This is a genomic window from Winogradskyella schleiferi (assembly GCF_013394655.1).
GTDB classification, from domain to species: domain Bacteria; phylum Bacteroidota; class Bacteroidia; order Flavobacteriales; family Flavobacteriaceae; genus Winogradskyella; species Winogradskyella schleiferi.
The window spans coordinates 3960869-3980276 of sequence record NZ_CP053351.1 but is presented as its reverse complement, the minus strand read 5'-3'; the positions used below and the strand labels follow the sequence as shown (position 1 = coordinate 3980276).

The following is a 19408-nucleotide window of genomic DNA, read 5'->3' as shown; positions in this document are numbered from 1 at the left end:
TACTTTAGTGATCTAGAATCCTATTGATAATGAAACAGATATACACTTTACTTTTAGTTTTTTTTATTTTATTAAGGGCTCATGCTCAGATTATTGATATTCCTGATGCTAATCTTAAGAATGCATTGGTAAACACTAATTGTGTTGATATTGACAATAATGGTACGCCAGACGTAGATGTTGATACAGATGATGATGGCGAAATAAGTGTCGCAGAAGCAGAGGCTGTTATACGACTAAATTTTGGACAAAATGAAGTAATGGATGCTACAGGAATTGAATATTTTATTAGTCTGGAATCTTTAACTTGTCAGTACAATGATTTATCAAATATTAACTTAAGTACACTTGTAAATCTTAAATATTTAAATTGTGCAAGTAATCAACTTACTGAATTAATTGGGATTGAAAATCTTAACAGCTTAGAGATTTTTAGTTGTGAAAATAATGCGATAAATACTTTGGACCTAAGTAACGCTTTGAATTTACAATATTTAAGTTGTTATAATAATCAGCTAACAAATTTAACTTTAGGAGAGTCAATCAATTTAACGGAACTTGATTGTAGTAACAATCAGATAACAGCTTTAAATTTGACAGGAACACCAAACCTAGACGAATTATATTGTTCTAATAATCAAATAACCTTTTTAGATTTATCAAACAAAGCTGTAAATACTTATTACTACCAAGCACAAAATAACCAAATAGAGACGCTTCTTGTAAAAAACGGAAATGAAATAGAGGATATGATCGCATGGGATTTTAGTGAATTTAACTTCTCAAATAACCCATTGACTTATGTTTGTGGTGATGAGAATGAACTACAATTAATAAATAATTGGTTGGCATATCAAGAAATCGATAATTGTGTGGTTAATTCTTATTGTTCTTTTATTCCTGGCGGAGATTATTTCACAGTTGAAGGCAATATAACTATTGATTTAGATGTCAATGGTTGTGACATTAATGATGTGGTTGTTCCTAATTTAAACCTTAATGTATCCAATGGCACTGAAACTGCGAATTTTATTTCTAATGCTACGGGAAGTTATTCAATACCAGTTCAAGAAGGCATTTATACTTTAACTCCAATTTTTGAAAATTCTGAATTTTTTACAGTTACACCTGAAAGTTTAACCGTAGATTTCCCAGCAGACACAGATCCTTTTATACAAGATTTTTGTATCACAGCCAATGGTATTTATAAAGACATAGATATTCAGATTGTACCGTTAACGGCTGCCATTCCTGGTTTCCAAGCTGATTATAGAATTATTTATAAAAATACAGGCAATACCTCAATTGATTTTGGACAAGTCTTTCTCACTAATGATTTCGATTTAATGAGCGAAGTTTCATTTAACCCAAGTTGGGACGCTTTTACTTTTGTCGATAATGCGTGGCGATTTAATTTTGAAGATTTATTGCCCTTTGAAACCAGAACGATAGATTTTTCAATGTTAATTAACACACCAATGGATATTCCTGCAGTCAATGGTGGCGATATTCTAACATTTAATGCAAATTATTTTATTGAATATGAATTGGAAGATCCAGAATCGGCTTTTGTTTTAGAACAAACCGTTGTCAACGCCTTTGATCCTAATGATAAAATATGTTTGGAAGGTGATTTTATTGCTCCAGAAATGGTTGGTAATTATGTGCATTATATGATTCGCTTTGAAAATATAGGAACTGCCAATGCGGTAAATATTGTAGTTAAAGATAATATAGATATCAGTAAATATGATTTATCCTCCCTTGTGCCATTGCACGCGAGTCATAATTATTTCGCAAGAATTGAGTACAATACAACGGAAAATTACGTGGAATTTATTTTTGAAAACATCAATTTACCTTTTGACGACGCCAACAATGATGGCTTTATCGTTTTTAAAATTAAAACCTTAGAGACTTTAGCCGTAAATGATACTATTGAAAATAACGCAGAAATATTTTTTGATTTCAATTTTCCCATCATAACCAACACTTCGCAAACGACCATTGCAACTTTAAGCACAGATGAATTTGAACTATCAAAAAATACCATCTCACTATATCCTAACCCAACAAGCCATAATTTACATTTAGAATCAAGGCATGCAATAAAACGAATCGCTATTTACGATGTTTCTGGACGACCTATTAAAGCCACTTCGGTTGTCGGTAATAGAACTGACTTAGATATTTCCTTAGAGAGCTTAGCTTCAGGAACTTATTTTATAAAAATTGAAACGGAAAGGAGTGCTATTGTAAAGAAATTTATTAAAGATTGATTTATTGAAGTTCCTTAACCGGGTCCCAATAAACAGCTTCCAAATTCTGAATTTGATTATCAACCACTACAATACCTTCATTTTCTAAAAGCTGTTGCATTAAGTTGGTACCTTCAAAATGATGTTTTCCAGTTAAAAGCCCTTTTCGGTTGACGACTCTGTGTGCTGGTACATCTTTTCCATGAGAACCATTCATGGCGTAACCCACAATTCTGGCGCTTTTACCAGCACCTAAATATTTGGCGATGGCGCCATAATTCGTCACTCTTCCATAGGGAATCTGTTTTGCTACTTGGTACACTTTTTCAAAAAAGCCTAGTGTTTCAGGTTTCATCTACAGTTCCCTTAAAATATTAATAAAAGTTACTAAAGCCACAATGCCTGTTATGATTCCTATACTTAGATTCATGCTCTTTTGAGAGGTAAACTTTCGTTCTTTAATCTTATCGAAAAAGAAAATATAGACATATAGCATCACAAAAGTTCCCGTTGCTGCACCTGTCACATAGGTAACTATGCTCAATTTTTCAAAATCCATCCAACCGAAAGACACTAGTGTAATGGTCATATACGCTTGATAAGGAATTGGGAACACATTGAGTGCAGATAATAATACACCATGCCATAACCTGCCATGTTTACTTCTAATTTCCGCCTCTTTTTTTGCTTCTTTTTCCTTGGATGCCAGTACCAAAAAATAAATGGTAATCAATACAAATATTACAAATGCTACACGTTGTAGAATCTCTACAATATCTTGATGATTAGATAAATATCGCGCAAAAATTGCGGCAATGTAAGTTTGAACATACACTACAATACAAACGCCTGTAGAAAACATGATACCTCTAGCAGCTCCTTCCTTTAGGCTTATTCTTGCCGCAGTCATATTAAGTAATCCTGGTGGAACAACGCCAATCATTGCTACAAAAAGTCCAAGGAAGAAAATGACTGTTATGCTCAAAGTTTAATTGATTTTGAATCTAATATACGTAATTGCTTTGTCTTTTTCTAAATATTGATTTTCGTAAAACGTTTGAATTCCAGTAACATCATCCGGACTTCCTTCTAATTTATACACGTTATGATTGGCATATAAAACTTCATGTCCCAAACCATGCAACAAACCAAGGGTGTAACCATGCATAAACTCGCTGTCTGTTTTTAGATGCATCAATCCACTGGGTTTTAATACTTTTTTGTAACGTTCCAAAAACTGCAAATGGGTCATTCGGTGTTTGGTGCGTTGGTATTTGATTTGAGGGTCTGGAAATGTAATCCAGATTTCATCAACTTCATTTTCTTCAAAAACGTGGTCAATTAATTCAATTTGAGTTCTTATAAAAGCCGCATTTGGAATGTCTTCTTCAATTGCGGTTTTTGCGCCTCGCCAAAATCGTGCACCTTTAATATCTATACCAATAAAATTTTTGTTAGGATAGCGTTTTGCCAAACCAACTGTATATTCGCCTTTTCCACAACCTAATTCTAAAACTAAGGGATTATCGTTTTTAAAAACTTCCGATCTCCAGTTGCCTTTTAGTCTGTAGGTCGCATCAACTAGTTCTTCTCGTTTTGGCTGGTAAACATTATGAAAAGTTTCATTTTCTCTAAAGCGTTTCTGTTTGTTTTTACTGCCCACTAATTCTCGATTTAATAATAATGCGGTAAAATTAAGGAAAGATTTTAGGTTTATCTTTGTTTATCAAAGACATCTCTAAAATAAATAGATACTGAAGCCAAATCAAAATAAAAAACGAATTTTAGTCGCTCCCTTAAATTGGGGATTGGGTCATGCAACGCGATGTATTCCTATTATAAATGAGTTGATTCGGCATGATTTTGAGCCCATAATGGCGAGTGATGGTTTTGCACTTCAATTATTACGAAAGGAATTCCCCAAACTTGAAACTTTAGAATTGCCGTCCTATAACATTAGCTATTCAAAAAATCCTAGAAAATTGAGGTTAAAACTATTAAAAGGAACACCTCATATTTTAAAAACGATAAAGAAAGAGCAAAAAGCTATTGCGGAATTTGTTAAAATGACTCCAATTTCGGGTATAATTTCGGATAACCGATTTGGGGTGAGGCATGTCGATATTCCTTCGGTATTTGTAACACATCAATTACAAGTTTTAAGCGGAAACACCACTTGGCTAAGCACAAGAATTCATCAAAAAATCATTTCTAAATTTAATGAATGTTGGATTCCAGATTATGCTTCTGAAAAAAACCTCAGCGGTATTTTAGGTCACGTTGAAAATTTTGATGCGACATTAAATTATTTAGGCCCTTTATCCCGATTTGAAAAACAACATCTAGAAACTAAATACCAGCTTTTGGTTATTCTTTCTGGTCCTGAACCTCAACGTACTTATTTAGAAGAAAAATTATTCCATGAACTTGTAAATTTCAATGGACACATCTGTTTTGTAAAAGGCGTCGTTGAAAATGAACAATCAATTACACGGTATAAAAACATGAGCATTTATAATTATATGACCAGTGTTGAACTAGAAACTACCATCAATGAAAGTGAAGTGGTGCTGAGCAGATCGGGTTACACCACAATTATGGATTTGGCAAAACTTGAAAAAAAAGCCTTTTTTATTCCTACACCTGGGCAATTTGAACAAGAGTACTTAGCCGAAAAACTAGAATCTGAAGGAATTGCCCCATTTTGCAATCAAGATGAGTTTTGTGTAAAATTGTTAGGACAACTCAAAGATTATTCTGGCATGAAATTCAAAGAATCTCACTTAAATTATAAGAAATTATTTAGTCTTTTCCAGAGTAAATGAAAATTCACTACCAACACCTAATTGACTTTCAATATAGATTTTTTCTTCGTGGGCTTCAACAATATGCTTAACGATAGATAATCCCAGACCTGAACCGCCTTCTTTACGCGAACCACTTTTGTCTACACGGTAAAAACGTTCAAACAAACGCTGAAGATTAGCTTTGGCAATACCTTCGCCATTATCGGTAACTCTTATAATCGCTTTGTTTTTGATGAGGTTTTCTATACTCACTTCGGTTGTACCTTTTTCCCGTCCATATTTTATGGAATTAACGATAAGATTAGTTAACACCTGTTGAATCCGTTCTTTATCTGCATAAACCATGATGGGTTCGAGATAATCGATATCAAAAGTTAGGGTAATGTGTTTTTTTGTCGCTTTCATTTCAAAAAGATCGAACACATTCTGAACCAATTTTACAATATCAAAATCTTCTTTATTAAGACTCAGATCACCAACCTCAAGTTTGGTAATCATGTCTAAGTCCTTAATAATGTAAGTAAGTCTTTCAACACCTTTACTGGCTCTGGCCAAGTATTTTTTTCTGATTTTTTCATCTTCAATACCGCCATCCAGTAAAGTAAGTAAATAACTCTGTACAGAAAACAAAGGTGTTTTTAGTTCGTGTGAGACATTGCCAATAAACTCTTTTCGGTATTCTTCCCTAATCTTTAAGGTTTCTATTTCAATTTTTTTGTTTTTGGCGTATTTATCGATTTCTTTGGTTAGGGTGCCCATATCAGTCGTTATGGGTTGCTGTCTCAAACTCGTAGATTCCAAAAGTGTAAGGTCATCATAAATTCGTTTCACACGCCTGTAAATAAAACGTTCCACACGGTATTGTACAATAGCAAAACACAACGGAAAACAAAGTATAGGATAGAAAATGACTTGCCAATTAATGGCGTGGAAATAAATCAAAAACAGAATCACAAGCATTGTTGAGAACAACGTAACGTAGAATGCTGTTCGCAATGCGAATTTATATGATTTCTTTAAGCTCTTTTTATTTTGCATTAGTCCACGAACTTGTAACCAACGCCTTTAACGGTTTTAAAAGATTTATCGCCAATTTTTTCACGAAGTTTTCTAATATGTACATCAATGGTTCTTCCGCCTACCACAACTTCATTTCCCCAGACTTTATCTAAGATTTCATCGCGCTTAAAGACCTTTCCAGGTTTGGTTGCTAGCAAAGATAACAATTCAAACTCTTTTCTCGGCAAGGTAATTTCTCTGCCTTTAACCGTAATTTTATACTCTTCCTTATATATGATTAAGTCGCCAATTTTTACAATATTTTCAACGGTATTTTCAGAATGCTTAAATCGTCGAAGTAAAGCTTTTACTTTACTAATTAAAACTTTGGGCTTTATGGGTTTTGAAATGTAGTCATCTGCACCAGCATCAAAACCTGCAACTTGCGAATAATCTTCGCCTCTTGCCGTTAAAAAGGTAATGACAGATTCGCTCAATTCTGGCAGCTCTCGGATACGTTCACAAGCTTCAATACCATCCATTTTTGGCATCATCACATCCAAGATAATTAAATGAGGCATATGTTTTTTTGCTAATTCAACAGCTTCCACACCATTTTCCCCTTTTATAACTTGGTAGCCTTCTGCAGATAAATTATAGCCCACAATTTCTAAAATATCTGGCTCATCATCTACCAACAGTATTTTAATCTCTTTCTTTTTCAAAATTTAATTCCGTATTTAATAACTGTAAAGATAGAGTTTATCCTCATTAACTATATAAAAATATCGAATTGATAACAATTCCCTAACATTGAAAATATAAATCCTTGAAACTTAGAAGCTCTTGATATCTACCATGTTAACATATCGTAAAAATGCTAACTATTAGCTATTTGAATTCTTAAAACTCACTATTTGTTGTTATATTTGTTATCTAACTTTTATAAAAATCAATTATGAAGAAAATTTACTTTTTATTGTTTACTTTAATGTTTGGAGCATTTTCGTTTGCCCAATCATCTTTATTTCAAGACTCTTTTGAGTCTGGAGCACCTGATGCGTCAGGAACAATGTCCGAAATGTGTACCGATGGTACGGGAGACTTCTTTACTGTAACCGATGGCACAAATATTGCTTCTTTCTATGAAGTTACTGGTGCTGATGGTACGTTTTGGTTGGCTGCTCAAGATACTGATGGAACTCCAGAATGTAACTCTGGAATTCAAACCTTAGAATATGATGATATTGATATTTCATCTGGAACAAATATGACTTTGGCTTTTATTGCAGCTGAGGACGATGATGGTAGTAATCAAGATTGGGATGCAAATACATTAGTTTATTTTGAAATTGATGTTAATAATTCGGGCAGCTACACTAAAATTTTTCAATTTGCTGCAGCTGGTGCCACTAACACAGAACCTGGTGTTGATTCTAATTTTGATGGTTTGGTTGATGGAACTCTGTTAACCAATATTTTTCAAGAATTTACTGCAGCTATTCCTAATGGTAATACTTTAGATTTAAAAATTACTTTCGAAAATTTAGATGCAGGTGATGAAGATATCTCAATTGACAATATTCGTGTCATTGATGGCTTCGTTACGTCTCCTGAGATAACGATTACTGCTCCTGCAAACGCAACTGTGCTTGCACCAGGTACTATGAACGTAGACTTAGAGTTTTCAACTGCTAATTTAAGTGGTGAAACGGTTAGTGTAACCGTAAATGGTAATACAACAACTAATGTTTCTAGTCCTTTTTCGATTGCAACTACAGATGGTACAACTTACAATGTTACCGTTGAACTTATTGATGGTGGCGTTGTTGACAGTGACATGATATCTTTTAGTGTTGGGAATCTTGTAACTGTTGCAGATATAACTGCTTTAAGAGCAGATGTGGTTGCTAACGGTCTAGGTAGATTCTACGAAATAACAGGGAGTTCATTGGTTACACATACTGATAGTTTTAGAAATAGAAAATGGATACAAGACACCGATATAAGTGGAGTCTTAATCTATGACGATGCTGGTGTTATAGCTACTACATACGCAGTAGGAGATCTAGTTTCTGGTTTGAGAGGAACTACAATAGACAGCAATGGTATTTTGCAATTTGTACCAACTTCTGATGCTGGCGTTGTTGTCTCTTCAGGTAATGCTGTAACTGCGCAAACAGTTACTATTGCTGATTTAAATGCTGCACCTGACGCTTATGAATCTGAATTGATTGAGTTACAAAACGTTACTTTTTCTGCTGGAGATGGAATAGAGACTTTCTCTACTGGTCAAAACTATGATGTAACTGATGGAACTAATACTATTGTTAAACGTACCGATTTTTTTAGTGCAGATTACATTGGTGAACTTATTCCATCAATTCAGATACCTTCTTTAGTGGCTGTTGCTGGAGAATTTAATGGTACTGCACAAATTTATGTGAGAGCTTTAAGTGATATTTCTCTTTCTACAAGTGATTTTGAAATTTCTAACTTCTCAATTTATCCTAACCCAACAAATACAGGGTCTGTTTCAATTTCTTCCACTAATAGCGAAGCAATAAACGTTCAAGTATTTGATATTTTAGGTAAGCAAGTTAAAAATCAAACGTTAACGAACAACACCTTAGATGTTGCGAACTTAAAGTCTGGTGTTTACATTTTAAAAATCACTCAGGATAATGCTTCTACTACTAAGAAATTAGTGATTAAGTAAGTATTTTTTTAATACATATTTAAGGCGTCCCGATAATTTATCGGGACGCTTTTTTGTATATTTTTGACACATGATTTCTAAAGACGACATTTTTAACATAAAATCCAGTACGGAGTTCGATGCCTTGGCTTTGGACGTTTTTAAATTTCAGTTTGAAAATAATAAGGTCTATCGTTCGTTTTGCGATTTATTGTATAAACATCCAGCGGATATAACATGTGTTTCTGAAATTCCATTTTTGCCGATTCAGTTTTTTAAATCCCATTCTATTTTAAGTTCATCCCAGAATATTGAAAAAACATTCTCTAGTTCTGGTACCACAGGAAGTACTACGAGTAAACATTTAGTGACGGATTTAAAACTTTATGAAGACAGTTATTTAAAGGCTTTTAAACACTTTTATGGTTCTGTTGAAGATTATGTAGTCTTAGCGCTTTTGCCCTCTTATTTAGAGCGTGATGGCTCTTCACTTATCTTTATGGTAGATGATTTAATAAAGAAATCCAATCATGCTGAAAGTGGATTTTACCTGCATAATCTCAATGAGTTGGCAAGTACATTACAAACACTTGAATCGAAGCAACAAAAAACCTTACTTATAGGTGTATCGTTTGCCTTATTGGATTTGGTTGAAGCCCATCAATTCAACTTAAACCATACCATAGTCATGGAAACGGGTGGCATGAAAGGAAGACGAAAGGAAATTATAAGACAGGAGTTACATCATATTTTGAAAACGGGTTTTGGTGTTGCCCAAATTCATAGTGAATATGGCATGACCGAACTTTTGAGTCAAGCTTATTCTAAAGGCCACGGAGTTTTTGAATGTCCACCTTGGATGAAAATCTTGACACGAGATACCGAAGACGCACTCAGTAATCAACACTCCAACAAAACAGGTGGTATTAATGTGATTGATTTGGCGAATCTAAATTCATGCGCTTTTATTGCTACGCAAGATTTGGGAAAAGTCGATGAAAACGGTCAGTTTGAAATTATTGGAAGATTTGATAACTCTGATATTAGAGGTTGTAACTTAATGGCATTGTAAGCAACCGTATTTCTATCCGATTTGCGTTTTATGAAATATCTCATAAGTACACATTCATATCACAAGAAAATCTCAACACGTTTCTGGCAAAACTTAAAGCTTATATGCCGCAATATGGCGGTTATTGTGCATATACCGTTGCAATAGATTCTAAAAAAGTAAGTATAGATCCGGAAACTTTTGAAATTAGGGACGGAAAGCTCTATTTATTCTATAATTCTTGGGGAAATAATACCTTAAAAGATGGCAGAGAGAAAATGTGAAAGGTTTAAAGAAAAAAGCCGACTTAAATGGGAGGCTATAAAGTTGAAATGATTCTATGAAAAAGAAAAATTGAAACTATAGACCTCAAAGTTGATTGATTGGTTGGAAGTGCTCAAATATTTATTTGGGCACTTTTTTTATGCTGAACTTTTAAGTGTCTGATTAAGAATAACTTGTTAAATTCTTGATGTATAATTAAGTTCAGCATATGCCTGGAAGATTTGATTTATTTTCGGAATTAATTTATGTATTTGACAATACTTTTTTAATCAGCACAATTTGCCCAAGATGATAATAACTATGCTCAATCATACCATCGATATTTCGAAGATAAGAGCCATATTTTTTATCGACAAAGTCTTTTTTTAGATCTTCTTCAGGCATTGTTTCAATTAAATCGGCTAAATTTTCAGTATCGCTCCAAAATGTATTTAAAAATGAATCCCATGCTTTTTGTGATTCTATGAGCGGAAAATCAAAACTATACTGATCTCTTATGTCAAGTTTATTATTAATAAACACATGGGTTATTCCAGAGATATAATAGTGTATATGCTGCGCTAAAACTGAAATAGTGTTTAAGGATTGGTATTTTGTGTTGGCTATGCGCAAATCCAAATTTTCCAATTGCGCCTTAAAATTTGTATTGGCAATCCATGTACCATTCAGTATAACTTCTCTCAGTCGATTAGCTAATTGTTCTGTTTGCTTCATTTTACCCCGGAATAGATTACATAGTACTTTTCAATAACCCTTTAAACTTTTGTAAATAAAGATACAAAAAAAGACCTGTAGGCTTTTAAAACTTACAGGTCTGAATGTAATACTTCAATTTATTCCATATCAAATTTCAACCACTTCCAAGATAAAATTTGTTTTCTTACCTCTACTTAGAATAATATATTTATCGTGAATTAAATCTTCGGAAGTCAACATATAATCTTCTTTTACCTTTTCTTTATTTACCGCAATCGCATTTTCTTTTAGAGCTCTTCTGGCATCACCATTTGAACTTAAAAAATTCGTTTTGGCAGCCAAAGCTCCAATCATATCAATGCCTTCATTAAATTCGGACTTAGAAATTTCTGCATGTTTGACACCTTCAAAAACATCCAAGAATAATTTTTCTGGTAATTGTTTAATTTCATTTTTAAAATCCTTACTAAACAAAATTTGAGATGCTTTTATGGCATTATCATAATCGTCCCTACTATGTACAAAAACGGTGACCTCTTCCGCCAAACGCTTTTGCAATAAACGTAAATGAGGTGTTGCCTTATGCTTTTCAATTACAGACTCTATCGTTGCATTATCTAAAAATGTAAAAATTTTGATATACTTTTCGGCATCTTCATCTGTAGAATTGAGCCAAAATTGGTAAAATTTATAAACAGACGTTTTATCTGCATCCAACCAAATATTTCCACCTTCAGATTTTCCAAATTTAGAACCATCAGCTTTTGTAATTAAAGGACAAGTCATGGCATAGGCTTTTGCTTGATCGTCACCATCGTGCATGCGTCTTACTAATTCGGTGCCTGTGGTGATATTTCCCCATTGATCGCTGCCACCCATTTGTAATTTACAACCCATGGTTTTATACAAATAATGAAAATCGTAACCTTGAATCAATTGGTACGTAAATTCAGTAAACGACATCCCAACATTCCCTTCGTCACCACTTAAGCGTTTCTTTACGGAATCTTTAGCCATCATGTAATTAACAGTGATGCGTTTGCCGACATCGCGTGCAAAATCGATAAAGCTGAAATCTTTCATCCAGTCGTAGTTATTCACTAAAACTGGTGCGTTTTTTTCACTGGAATTAAAATCCAAAAAACGGGATAATACCGTTCTTATACCAGCGACATTGTGGGCTAAAGTTTCTTCATCCAACAAGTTTCGTTCATCACTTTTCCCAGAAGGATCACCAATCATACCTGTTGCTCCACCAACTAAAGCAATAGGTTTGTGCCCTGCTTTTTCTAAATGCACCAATAAAATTATAGGTACCAAACTCCCAATATGCAACGAATCTGAAGTAGGATCAAAACCAATATAGGCCGTCGTCATCTCTTGGTCTAATTGCTCTTCGGTTCCTGGCATGATGTCGTGGACCATACCTCTCCAACGTAATTCCTCTACAAATTTATTCGCCATTATTTTTTAGTTTGAAAATTGATTGGCGCAAAGATATGTTTCCGTGGTTAAAGACAAAAGACAAATCTAAAAAAGCGTAACTTTACCCTATGATTTTAGTCACAGGAGGCACAGGTTTGGTGGGTTCACATTTACTTTTTCAACTTTTGAAAAGTAACGTGTCCATTCGTGCTATATATAGACGTGAAAAGACTTTAAATCGTGTTAAGCATGTTTTTTCCTATTTTACGGATGATGCTGAAGCACTATATAACAAAATTGAATGGATTGAGGCAGACATCAATGATATTCCTAAACTTCAAGTGGCTTTTAAAGGTATAACCAAAGTTTACCATTGCGCTGCTTTTGTCTCTTTTGAACCTGACAAATACAAATTGTTGCGAAAAATAAATATTGAAGGCACAGCTAATATTGTCAATTTATCCCTCAGCCATCAGGTTAAAAAATTGTGCTATGTCAGTTCTATTGCAGCAATTGGACATCATGTTAATCCTGACAAATTAATTCATGAGAAAACCGATTGGAACCCAGAGGCTGACAATAGTGTATATGCCATTACTAAATATGGAGCGGAACTTGAAGTTTGGCGTGGCACTCAGGAAGGTTTGGATGCGATCATTGTAAATCCTGGAATTATTATAGGTGCTGGTTATTGGAATGGTGGAAGTAGTGGTAATTTATTTAAGCGCATTTACAGAGGTATGCCTTATTATACCAATGGTGTTACTGGTTGTGTAGATATTTGGGATGTGGTAAATATTATGCAACGGCTTATGGATAGTACTATTAAAAATGAATCTTTTGTATTAGTCTCTGAAAATTTAAGTTTTAAAACCTTACAAACCAAAATTGCTAATAGTTTAGAGGTCAAACCACCGAAGAAAGAAGCGAAGCCGTGGCTCTTAAACATTGCTTGGCGATTAGATTGGTTAAAACATCAACTTTTTGGTAAACGCAGAAGTTTAACTAAACAAGCCGCTAAATCTACCGTAAGTATTACAAAATATGATAATTCTAAAGTGAAAAATGCTTTGAATTTTGAATTTAAACCTATGAACGAATCAATTACTGAAGTGAGTCAGCTATATTTAAAGGAGGTTTAGAGCGCAATTCCTTCATATCGATACTATCTAGGATTTTTTTTAGTGAATCTTTTTTTCGTTTTCCCTTTTCATTAATGGAGTCTCTACGCTTTTGTATGGAGTCATCTCGTTGTTGCTTTAGAGCTTCATAAATATTCTTGTTTTGTTCCAATCTGGCTTTTACCTGCTCCACAATAGCGCTATAGGTTTCAGTATCAAAAGCATAATAGGTATTACTATCTGCGAATTGGGTGCTATCTATATTATATTTTTCTAAAATATAGTTTTCTGGGTTGAAACCATTGGTTTCCAAAGTTTTTCGGTTTACGCCTTTGGCAGCGTTAATAATATATAAGTCGTACAAAAGTTCGGTCATTTGTTCCTTTGAAATCAAATTAGCCGGTTTTTTAGGTCGGTCAAAATCCTGGCATGCCACCATCAAAAAACTTAGTACTATTATTAAGCTTATGCGTTTTGTCATATCTATCTGTCAAAAGTCAATCGTTGTCCTGCTTTAACGTCCAAAACCTTGAAATTGTTATAAGCCAATTGACCATTTACAAAAGTGTGCGTTATTCTACTTTTAAACGTATTGCCTTCAAAAGGGGACCAACCACATTTATACAAAATATTACTTTTATTAACTGACCAAGGGCTTTGAGGGTCGATAATAACCAAATCGGCAAAATAACCTTCTTTTATATAACCACGCTTTTCTACATTGAATAAAATAGCTGGATTATGACAGGCTTTTTCCACAATTTTTTCAACCGATATTTTACCTTGATGATGTGCTTCCATTAAAGCCACTAGCGCATGCTGCACTAAAGGCCCTCCAGAAGGTGCACTTGTGTATGGATTGTTTTTTTCTTCGAGTGTATGTGGCGCATGATCTGTGGCGATGACATCTATTCTATCGTCCATTAAAGCTTTCCAAAGCTGGTCTCTGTCTTTTGCCGTTTTTACAGCCGGATTCCATTTAATATGACTCCCTTTTTTAGCATAATCTTCATCCGAAAACCATAAATGATGCACACAAACTTCAGCGGTTATCTTTTTATCTTTTAATGGGATTTTATTTGAAAACAAACTCGTTTCCTTTCCTGTTGATAAATGAAATACATGCAATCTTGCGCCTGTTTTCTTTGCTAATTCAATCGCTTTTGAAGACGAAATATAACAAGCCTCTTCGCTTCTAATAATGGGATGCATTTTCATAGGTATGTTATCTCCATATTCGGCTTTATATTTGGCTAGATTTTCTTTAATCGTCGCTTCATCTTCACAATGTACGGAAATGACCATATCTGTACTCGAAAATATTTTTTCAATAACTTTTGGGTCATCGACCAACATGTTTCCGGTAGAAGAGCCTAAAAATAACTTTAATCCAGCTACGGTTTTAGGGTCAACTTTTAAGATTTCGTCTAAATTATCGTTGGTACCACCAAACATAAACGAATAGTTGGCATAAGATGAATTGGCTGCAATGGCAAATTTTTCTTCTAACTTTTCTACAGTTGTGGTTTGCGGATTGGTATTAGGCATTTCAATAAAAGACGTAATTCCTCCAGCGATAGCTGCTTTAGATTCCGATTCGATATTAGCTTTATGGGTTAAGCCTGGTTCCCTGAAATGCACTTGATCGTCAATCATACCAGGAACGACGTAATTTCCTTCGACGTCAATCACAGTCATATCTGCAGATTTCACGCTGATTGAAATGTCTATTTCTTTAATTATTTGGTTTTCGATGAGAATATCTCCTTCAACAATTTTTCCTTCGTTGACAATTCTGGCGTTTTTTATGAGGGTATTTTGCTTCATGTTCTTCTACTTACTGGCAAATAAACTTTTTAATCTTAAACTAATGACACCAAAAATAGCTTCGGAAATTATACTTCCGCTCATTTTCGATTTTCCTTTGGTTCTATCTTTAAAGATAACAGGAATTTCTACAATTCGAAATCCTTTTTTATAAGCTTTAAATTTCATTTCAATCTGAAATGCATAACCTACAAATTTTACTTTCTTTAAATGAATTGCTTCTAAAACCGATCTTTTATAACAAACAAAACCAGCTGTGGAATCCTTAACTTTCATACGTGTTATAAATCTTACGTAACGAGATGCTCCATAGGATAAAATAATACGAGACATTGGCCAGTTGACCACTGTAATTCCTTTAACATATCTGGATCCAACTGAAATATCAGCACCATCAATCTCGCATGCATTGTACAATCGAATTAAATCCTTTGGGTTATGCGAGAAATCAGCATCCATTTCAAAAATGTATTGATAATCGTTTTCTAAAGCCCATTCAAAACCTGCAATATACGCTGTTCCTAAACCACTTTTTTCTTTACGCTCTAATAAAAACAGTTGGTTTTTAAATTCTTGCTGTAAAGTTTTAACCGTTTCTCCCGTTTTATCAGGCGAATTGTCATCTACAATAAGTACATGAAATCCTTTAGGTTGCGAAAACACAGATCTGATGATTGATTCAATGTTTTCAATCTCGTTATAGGTAGGAACAATGACAATGGCGTCAGACATCAACTTACTTTTAAACTATGCTTTTGTGTCGGTATTAGAATTTTAACAAAAGTAAAGTTTTTAATGGATTATATGTTGGAATTAACTTTTTTGATAGAAATAGGGAAAAAGATATTAGACCGCTCCGCCGTTAGAGATTAGACATAAGACTTTAAGACCATAAAAACCATTTGAAATCAGTTAGATTAAGATAGAATTAGCGAATCCATTGTACCTTCTAACCGATATCAAAGAGGAATTATGTATTCTATTGAATGTAAACTTAAAATTCTTTTTAATTTAGCCACATGCGAAATTATGTCACACACGAGTGGTTTACCATCTTTACAATTATGGGATTGTTTGCCATCGTTGTTGCAAAATATTTGAACACCTTAAGATTCAATGATTTTTTAAATGTGATCGGCAATTCCAAATACCTTAAAATCTATAGTAAAGACCAGAAATTTATTGATCAATTTGATAGTTTTCTATTTGTAAACCTCAGTCTTTCATTGAGTATTTTTGCTTATTTTGCGTATTCTACATTTGTCTCGCCACAAGTTTTTGAACTTGAATCATTCCTAAAACTATTGTTTGCAGTTTCTGTCATTATCATTATAAAAACACTTTTGGAACGGCTTATTGGTAGTCTTTTTGAAATGGATAGTTTAATAGACCATTACCTGTTTCAAAAAACAACCTTCAAAAACTGGTCTGGTTTCGTGTTTTTGATTGCCAATTTGTTTTTGTTGTATACACATCGTTTTGATTGGTTATACTCAGATTATTATAACGAAATCATTATCATCATTGCCTTTTCATTGGTTTGTATTATAAATCTAATAGGCTTTTTAAGCACAGTTAAAAGCTATCAAAAGTTAATAAATCTTAATTTTTTCTATTTTTTGTTGTATCTTTGCGCTCTCGAAATTGGGCCTTATGTACTTTTATATAAGGTTATTACAGAGTATAACGCTTAAAACACAAGGTTTACGTATGAAAGTGAAAACAATTTTAGTATCCCAACCAGAGCCTAAAATAGAGAACTCCCCATATTTTGATTTGCAAGAAAAGCAAAAAGTCAAGGTGGACTTCAGACCCTTTATACATGTAGAAGGTGTATCTTCCAAGGATATAAGACAGCAAAAAGTTGATCTCAGTAAATTTACAGCCATAATTCTTACCAGTAGAAACTCCGTAGATCACTTTTTTAGAGTTGCAGACGAAATGCGCTTCAAGGTACCAGATTCCATGAAGTATTTTTGCCAATCTGAAGCGGTTGCCTATTATTTACAGAAATATGTGGTTTATCGAAAGCGTAAAATCTATGTCGGTAAACGTACGTTTGAAGATTTAATACCTTTAATCAAAAAATATAAAGACGAAAAGTTTTTACTGCCAACGACTGACAAAGTAAAACCTGTAATACCTGAAATTTTAGACGATTTAGGTGTGAATTGGAAACAAGCCACGTTTTATAAAACCGTAATCAGTGATTTGTCCGATTTATCAAATGTTACTTATGATATCCTAGTATTCTTTAGTCCTTCTGGCATAGAATCCTTATTCCATAATTTTCCAGATTTCAAACAAAACGAAACGCGTATTGCAGTATTCGGGAATACGACAGTTAAAGCTGTTAAGGAAAAGGGCTTGCGTGTTGATATTTCTGCACCGACGCCTGAAACACCTTCCATGACTATGGCTTTGCAGAAGTATATTGATTCTGTTAATAAGGGAAAATAATTATTTAACTGTACTGTTTTAAATAACTGAGACAGGATTGTTATAAGAAAATTAAAAATTCCGAAATTGTAATTATTGCGTAAAAGTACATTTCTGATAATTCCAATGTTATTACTCTGTTTTATAATCAACCAATCGCGTCGGTCCTTCCAACAAAAAGCGATCAATCTTTAAATTCCCATCTTCAGAAGTTACAATTTGCCATTTTATCAGCGAAATTGCTCCGTTTTCAATTTCAAGTCCTGTGATACTTCTTGGATGTACACAACTACCATCATTAAAATAGGCGATATCTCCAGGTTCAGGAAATCGTGGTCTGTGTGTATGACCAACAACAGTAATTAAGTTGTTGTTTTCTATAATCCATCGTTTGGTTCGTCGTTCTATTTTTATGAGTTCTGTATAATTTTTTGCGGGACTTGTTGGATCTGCGATGCCCATCACATTCAAAGGTTTCCACAGAATGCGAACCATAAAACGGCTCCATTTCCAGAATAGAAAATTCCACCAATCGGCTTGATGACCATGGGTTAAAAATAATTCTTGTTTGGTTTCTGCATGTTCTAAAATAAGGCCTTCATGATATTTTATATCGCAAAATAAGTCTTCATCCTTACCTGTTTTGGGATCAAAAAAAGTGTTTAATTGTTTCTCAACATATTTTGGATCACGATAGACCATATCGTGGTTGCCCCAAATCATATGTAAACGTTCGATATCGTGAAATTGCTTCATGAGCATATATACGTTTTTATGGGCGCGAAAGATAGATTCAAACGATAGGTTTTCCCATAACTCATCGCCATCACCGAGTTCACAATAACTAAAACCTTCAAGAAAATAATGTCTTAAAGCATGATAGTAAATGTTACGGTTATTGGCAAAATCATCCGCAAAACTGTTGTCGCCACGATGGCAATCGCTAAACAATATAAATTTAGAAGAATCGTCAAAGGGTATGCGTTTGGCATTTTTGTAAGCACGATCTAATCTCGATTTAGAGGACATGTAAAATGTTTCAACTAAAATAGTAAATCTTATTCGATTTTTATCTGTGCGATAGGAAGCAAACGTTCCACAAATTTAGCGTATGCCAGTTCTGAAGGATGTAATCCGTCTGAAGCTACGAGATCTGTATTTATTAAGCCTTCCCTTGTAATATCAGTAATATTTACAAATGTGATGTTTTCTTGATTACAATAATTTTCAGCAAAATTATTATACATATCAATTTCTGAAGAGGTGATTTCTGGATTTCCACTATTTTGTCCAAAAGGTGTAAAGGCATAATCAGGAATGGAAACAACAATAACATTCGCTTTATCATTTTGCGCAAATTGAATCGCTTTGGAAACCAATAAAGGAAACTCAGTTTCATAAAGAGAAAACGGTTTACTTTGGTATTGATTATTGACTCCAATGAGAAGTGTCACTAAATCATAGTTATTGGTAAGATTTTCATTTTCTATAGCATTGATAAGGTTAGTAGTTGTCCAGCCTGTTTGCGCAACAACTTTAAGGTTGAAGGTGTCTACAGTTGAAAATACCGAAACCAAACTATCTTTTAACTGTTCTGGAAAACGACAAGTATCGCAAACGCTTTCACCAATTGTATAACTGTCGCCAAGAGCAAGAATATTATAGGTTTGAGGAATTGTTACTTCGTCATCTTCGGCCTCCTCTTCAACAAATGCAATATTATCATCACTTGTTGAACAAGCAAAAAACAAAATAAGAACGTAAAACACAGTTTGATATAATCCTTTCATAATTAAATATAC

General features: G+C 33.8%; 20 protein-coding genes. 8 read left to right on the top strand and 12 right to left on the bottom strand.

What is annotated here, in order from left to right; all coding sequences use genetic code 11:
* Nucleotides 1-29 precede the first annotated feature (29 nt).
* Nucleotides 30-2279, top strand: a complete 2250-nt coding sequence (locus HM990_RS17165; RefSeq protein WP_178990735.1) for a DUF7619 domain-containing protein — start codon at nucleotides 30-32, stop codon at nucleotides 2277-2279.
* A 1-nt stretch (nucleotide 2280) separates the two neighbouring features.
* Here the strand turns inward: HM990_RS17165 and HM990_RS17160 are convergent, their stop codons facing one another.
* From HM990_RS17160 to trmB, 3 genes are read right to left on the bottom strand one after another with little or no spacing between them, the layout of a single operon-like run.
* Nucleotides 2281-2613, bottom strand: coding sequence for an MGMT family protein (locus tag HM990_RS17160; protein WP_178990733.1), 333 nt, complete (start codon nucleotides 2611-2613; stop codon nucleotides 2281-2283).
* The gene (locus HM990_RS17155; RefSeq protein ID WP_178990731.1) at nucleotides 2614-3243 is read right to left on the bottom strand and encodes a LysE family transporter; all 630 of its coding nucleotides are present in this window, start codon (nucleotides 3241-3243) and stop codon (nucleotides 2614-2616) included. It abuts the gene before it with no gap.
* A gap of 3 nt (nucleotides 3244-3246) precedes the next feature.
* Nucleotides 3247-3921, bottom strand: coding sequence for a tRNA (guanosine(46)-N7)-methyltransferase TrmB (trmB, locus tag HM990_RS17150; protein WP_178990729.1), 675 nt, complete (start codon nucleotides 3919-3921; stop codon nucleotides 3247-3249).
* 145 nt (nucleotides 3922-4066) lie between these two features.
* On the opposite strand from trmB, the gene HM990_RS17145 reads away from it, so the two are divergent.
* On the top strand, nucleotides 4067-5083 hold the full coding sequence (locus tag HM990_RS17145) for a glycosyltransferase (protein ID WP_229719305.1): 1017 nt from the start codon (nucleotides 4067-4069) through the stop codon (nucleotides 5081-5083).
* Here HM990_RS17145 and HM990_RS17140 read toward each other — a convergent pair.
* Together HM990_RS17140 and HM990_RS17135 are read right to left on the bottom strand one after the other, a co-directional pair.
* The gene (locus tag HM990_RS17140; RefSeq protein WP_178990727.1) at nucleotides 5057-6103 is read right to left on the bottom strand and encodes a sensor histidine kinase; all 1047 of its coding nucleotides are present in this window, start codon (nucleotides 6101-6103) and stop codon (nucleotides 5057-5059) included. The genes HM990_RS17145 and HM990_RS17140 overlap by 27 nt on opposite strands.
* On the bottom strand, nucleotides 6103-6789 hold the full coding sequence (locus HM990_RS17135; protein ID WP_178990725.1) for a response regulator transcription factor: 687 nt from the start codon (nucleotides 6787-6789) through the stop codon (nucleotides 6103-6105). Before HM990_RS17135 ends, HM990_RS17140 begins: the two co-directional genes overlap by 1 nt.
* A gap of 233 nt (nucleotides 6790-7022) precedes the next feature.
* Between HM990_RS17135 and HM990_RS17130 the strand changes: the two genes are divergently transcribed.
* The 3 genes from HM990_RS17130 to HM990_RS19960 all read left to right on the top strand — a co-directional run bounded on the left by HM990_RS17130 (nucleotide 7023) and on the right by HM990_RS19960 (nucleotide 10097).
* Nucleotides 7023-8783 (top strand): T9SS type A sorting domain-containing protein, encoded by a 1761-nt coding sequence (locus tag HM990_RS17130; protein WP_178990723.1) that lies wholly within the window; start codon nucleotides 7023-7025, stop codon nucleotides 8781-8783.
* Nucleotides 8784-8853: 70 nt separating this feature from the next.
* Nucleotides 8854-9834: a LuxE/PaaK family acyltransferase gene (locus HM990_RS17125; RefSeq protein ID WP_178990721.1), complete on the top strand. Its 981-nt coding sequence runs from the start codon at nucleotides 8854-8856 to the stop codon at nucleotides 9832-9834.
* Nucleotides 9828-10097: a YHS domain-containing (seleno)protein gene (locus HM990_RS19960; RefSeq protein WP_317166928.1), complete on the top strand. Its 270-nt coding sequence runs from the start codon at nucleotides 9828-9830 to the stop codon at nucleotides 10095-10097. Before HM990_RS17125 ends, HM990_RS19960 begins: the two co-directional genes overlap by 7 nt.
* A 244-nt stretch (nucleotides 10098-10341) precedes the next feature.
* Here the strand turns inward: HM990_RS19960 and HM990_RS17115 are convergent, their stop codons facing one another.
* Both HM990_RS17115 and tyrS read right to left on the bottom strand, forming a co-directional pair.
* Nucleotides 10342-10812 carry a DUF1572 family protein gene (locus tag HM990_RS17115; RefSeq protein WP_178990717.1) on the bottom strand — a complete coding sequence of 157 codons (471 nt, stop codon included), beginning with the start codon at nucleotides 10810-10812 and terminating at the stop codon, nucleotides 10342-10344.
* A 129-nt stretch (nucleotides 10813-10941) separates the two neighbouring features.
* Entirely contained in the window at nucleotides 10942-12258 is a 1317-nt protein-coding gene (gene tyrS / locus HM990_RS17110; protein ID WP_178990715.1) for a tyrosine--tRNA ligase, read from the bottom strand.
* Nucleotides 12259-12347: 89 nt separating this feature from the next.
* Here tyrS and HM990_RS17105 point away from each other — a divergent pair, with 89 nt between their 5' ends.
* Nucleotides 12348-13361: an NAD-dependent epimerase/dehydratase family protein gene (locus HM990_RS17105; RefSeq protein ID WP_178990713.1), complete on the top strand. Its 1014-nt coding sequence runs from the start codon at nucleotides 12348-12350 to the stop codon at nucleotides 13359-13361.
* Here the strand turns inward: HM990_RS17105 and HM990_RS17100 are convergent.
* The 3 genes from HM990_RS17100 to HM990_RS17090 all read right to left on the bottom strand — a co-directional run bounded on the left by HM990_RS17100 (nucleotide 13324) and on the right by HM990_RS17090 (nucleotide 15899).
* Complete coding sequence (locus HM990_RS17100) at nucleotides 13324-13734, bottom strand: DUF4296 domain-containing protein (RefSeq protein ID WP_178990711.1); 411 nt, start codon at nucleotides 13732-13734, stop codon at nucleotides 13324-13326. The two genes, HM990_RS17105 and HM990_RS17100, sit on opposite strands and share 38 nt — an antisense overlap.
* 89 nt (nucleotides 13735-13823) lie before the next feature.
* Nucleotides 13824-15167: a dihydroorotase gene (locus tag HM990_RS17095; RefSeq protein ID WP_178990709.1), complete on the bottom strand. Its 1344-nt coding sequence runs from the start codon at nucleotides 15165-15167 to the stop codon at nucleotides 13824-13826.
* A gap of 6 nt (nucleotides 15168-15173) precedes the next feature.
* Nucleotides 15174-15899 carry a polyprenol monophosphomannose synthase gene (locus HM990_RS17090; RefSeq protein ID WP_178990707.1) on the bottom strand — a complete coding sequence of 242 codons (726 nt, stop codon included), beginning with the start codon at nucleotides 15897-15899 and terminating at the stop codon, nucleotides 15174-15176.
* A gap of 287 nt (nucleotides 15900-16186) precedes the next feature.
* Here HM990_RS17090 and HM990_RS17085 point away from each other — a divergent pair, with 287 nt between their 5' ends.
* Complete coding sequence (locus HM990_RS17085) at nucleotides 16187-16861, top strand: DUF4271 domain-containing protein (RefSeq protein WP_178990705.1); 675 nt, start codon at nucleotides 16187-16189, stop codon at nucleotides 16859-16861.
* Between the two features lie 16 nt (nucleotides 16862-16877).
* A complete protein-coding gene (locus HM990_RS17080) occupies nucleotides 16878-17627 on the top strand; it encodes a uroporphyrinogen-III synthase (RefSeq protein ID WP_178990703.1) in 750 nt (249 codons plus the stop codon).
* 111 nt (nucleotides 17628-17738) lie between these two features.
* On the opposite strand, the gene HM990_RS17075 is transcribed toward HM990_RS17080, so the two are convergent.
* Together HM990_RS17075 and HM990_RS17070 are read right to left on the bottom strand one after the other, a co-directional pair.
* Complete coding sequence (locus HM990_RS17075) at nucleotides 17739-18635, bottom strand: metallophosphoesterase family protein (RefSeq protein ID WP_178990700.1); 897 nt, start codon at nucleotides 18633-18635, stop codon at nucleotides 17739-17741.
* 29 nt (nucleotides 18636-18664) lie between these two features.
* On the bottom strand, nucleotides 18665-19396 hold the full coding sequence (locus HM990_RS17070; RefSeq protein WP_178990698.1) for an SGNH/GDSL hydrolase family protein: 732 nt from the start codon (nucleotides 19394-19396) through the stop codon (nucleotides 18665-18667).
* Nucleotides 19397-19408 lie beyond the last annotated feature (12 nt).

Excerpts from the sequence above, each read along its gene's own strand:
- HM990_RS17165 (WP_178990735.1), top strand. The coding sequence starts at position 30 with ATGAAACAGATATACACTTTACTTTTAGTTTTTTTTATTTTATTAAGG.
- HM990_RS17160 (WP_178990733.1), bottom strand. The coding sequence starts at position 2,613 with ATGAAACCTGAAACACTAGGCTTTTTTGAAAAAGTGTACCAAGTAGCA.
- HM990_RS17140 (WP_178990727.1), bottom strand. The coding sequence starts at position 6,103 with ATGCAAAATAAAAAGAGCTTAAAGAAATCATATAAATTCGCATTGCGA.
- HM990_RS17130 (WP_178990723.1), top strand. The coding sequence starts at position 7,023 with ATGAAGAAAATTTACTTTTTATTGTTTACTTTAATGTTTGGAGCATTT.
- HM990_RS17125 (WP_178990721.1), top strand. The coding sequence starts at position 8,854 with ATGATTTCTAAAGACGACATTTTTAACATAAAATCCAGTACGGAGTTC.
- HM990_RS17115 (WP_178990717.1), bottom strand. The coding sequence starts at position 10,812 with ATGAAGCAAACAGAACAATTAGCTAATCGACTGAGAGAAGTTATACTG.
- tyrS (WP_178990715.1), bottom strand. The coding sequence starts at position 12,258 with ATGGCGAATAAATTTGTAGAGGAATTACGTTGGAGAGGTATGGTCCAC.
- HM990_RS17105 (WP_178990713.1), top strand. The coding sequence starts at position 12,348 with ATGATTTTAGTCACAGGAGGCACAGGTTTGGTGGGTTCACATTTACTT.
- HM990_RS17095 (WP_178990709.1), bottom strand. The coding sequence starts at position 15,167 with ATGAAGCAAAATACCCTCATAAAAAACGCCAGAATTGTCAACGAAGGA.
- HM990_RS17090 (WP_178990707.1), bottom strand. The coding sequence starts at position 15,899 with ATGTCTGACGCCATTGTCATTGTTCCTACCTATAACGAGATTGAAAAC.
- HM990_RS17085 (WP_178990705.1), top strand. The coding sequence starts at position 16,187 with ATGCGAAATTATGTCACACACGAGTGGTTTACCATCTTTACAATTATG.
- HM990_RS17080 (WP_178990703.1), top strand. The coding sequence starts at position 16,878 with ATGAAAGTGAAAACAATTTTAGTATCCCAACCAGAGCCTAAAATAGAG.
- HM990_RS17075 (WP_178990700.1), bottom strand. The coding sequence starts at position 18,635 with ATGTCCTCTAAATCGAGATTAGATCGTGCTTACAAAAATGCCAAACGC.
- HM990_RS17070 (WP_178990698.1), bottom strand. The coding sequence starts at position 19,396 with ATGAAAGGATTATATCAAACTGTGTTTTACGTTCTTATTTTGTTTTTT.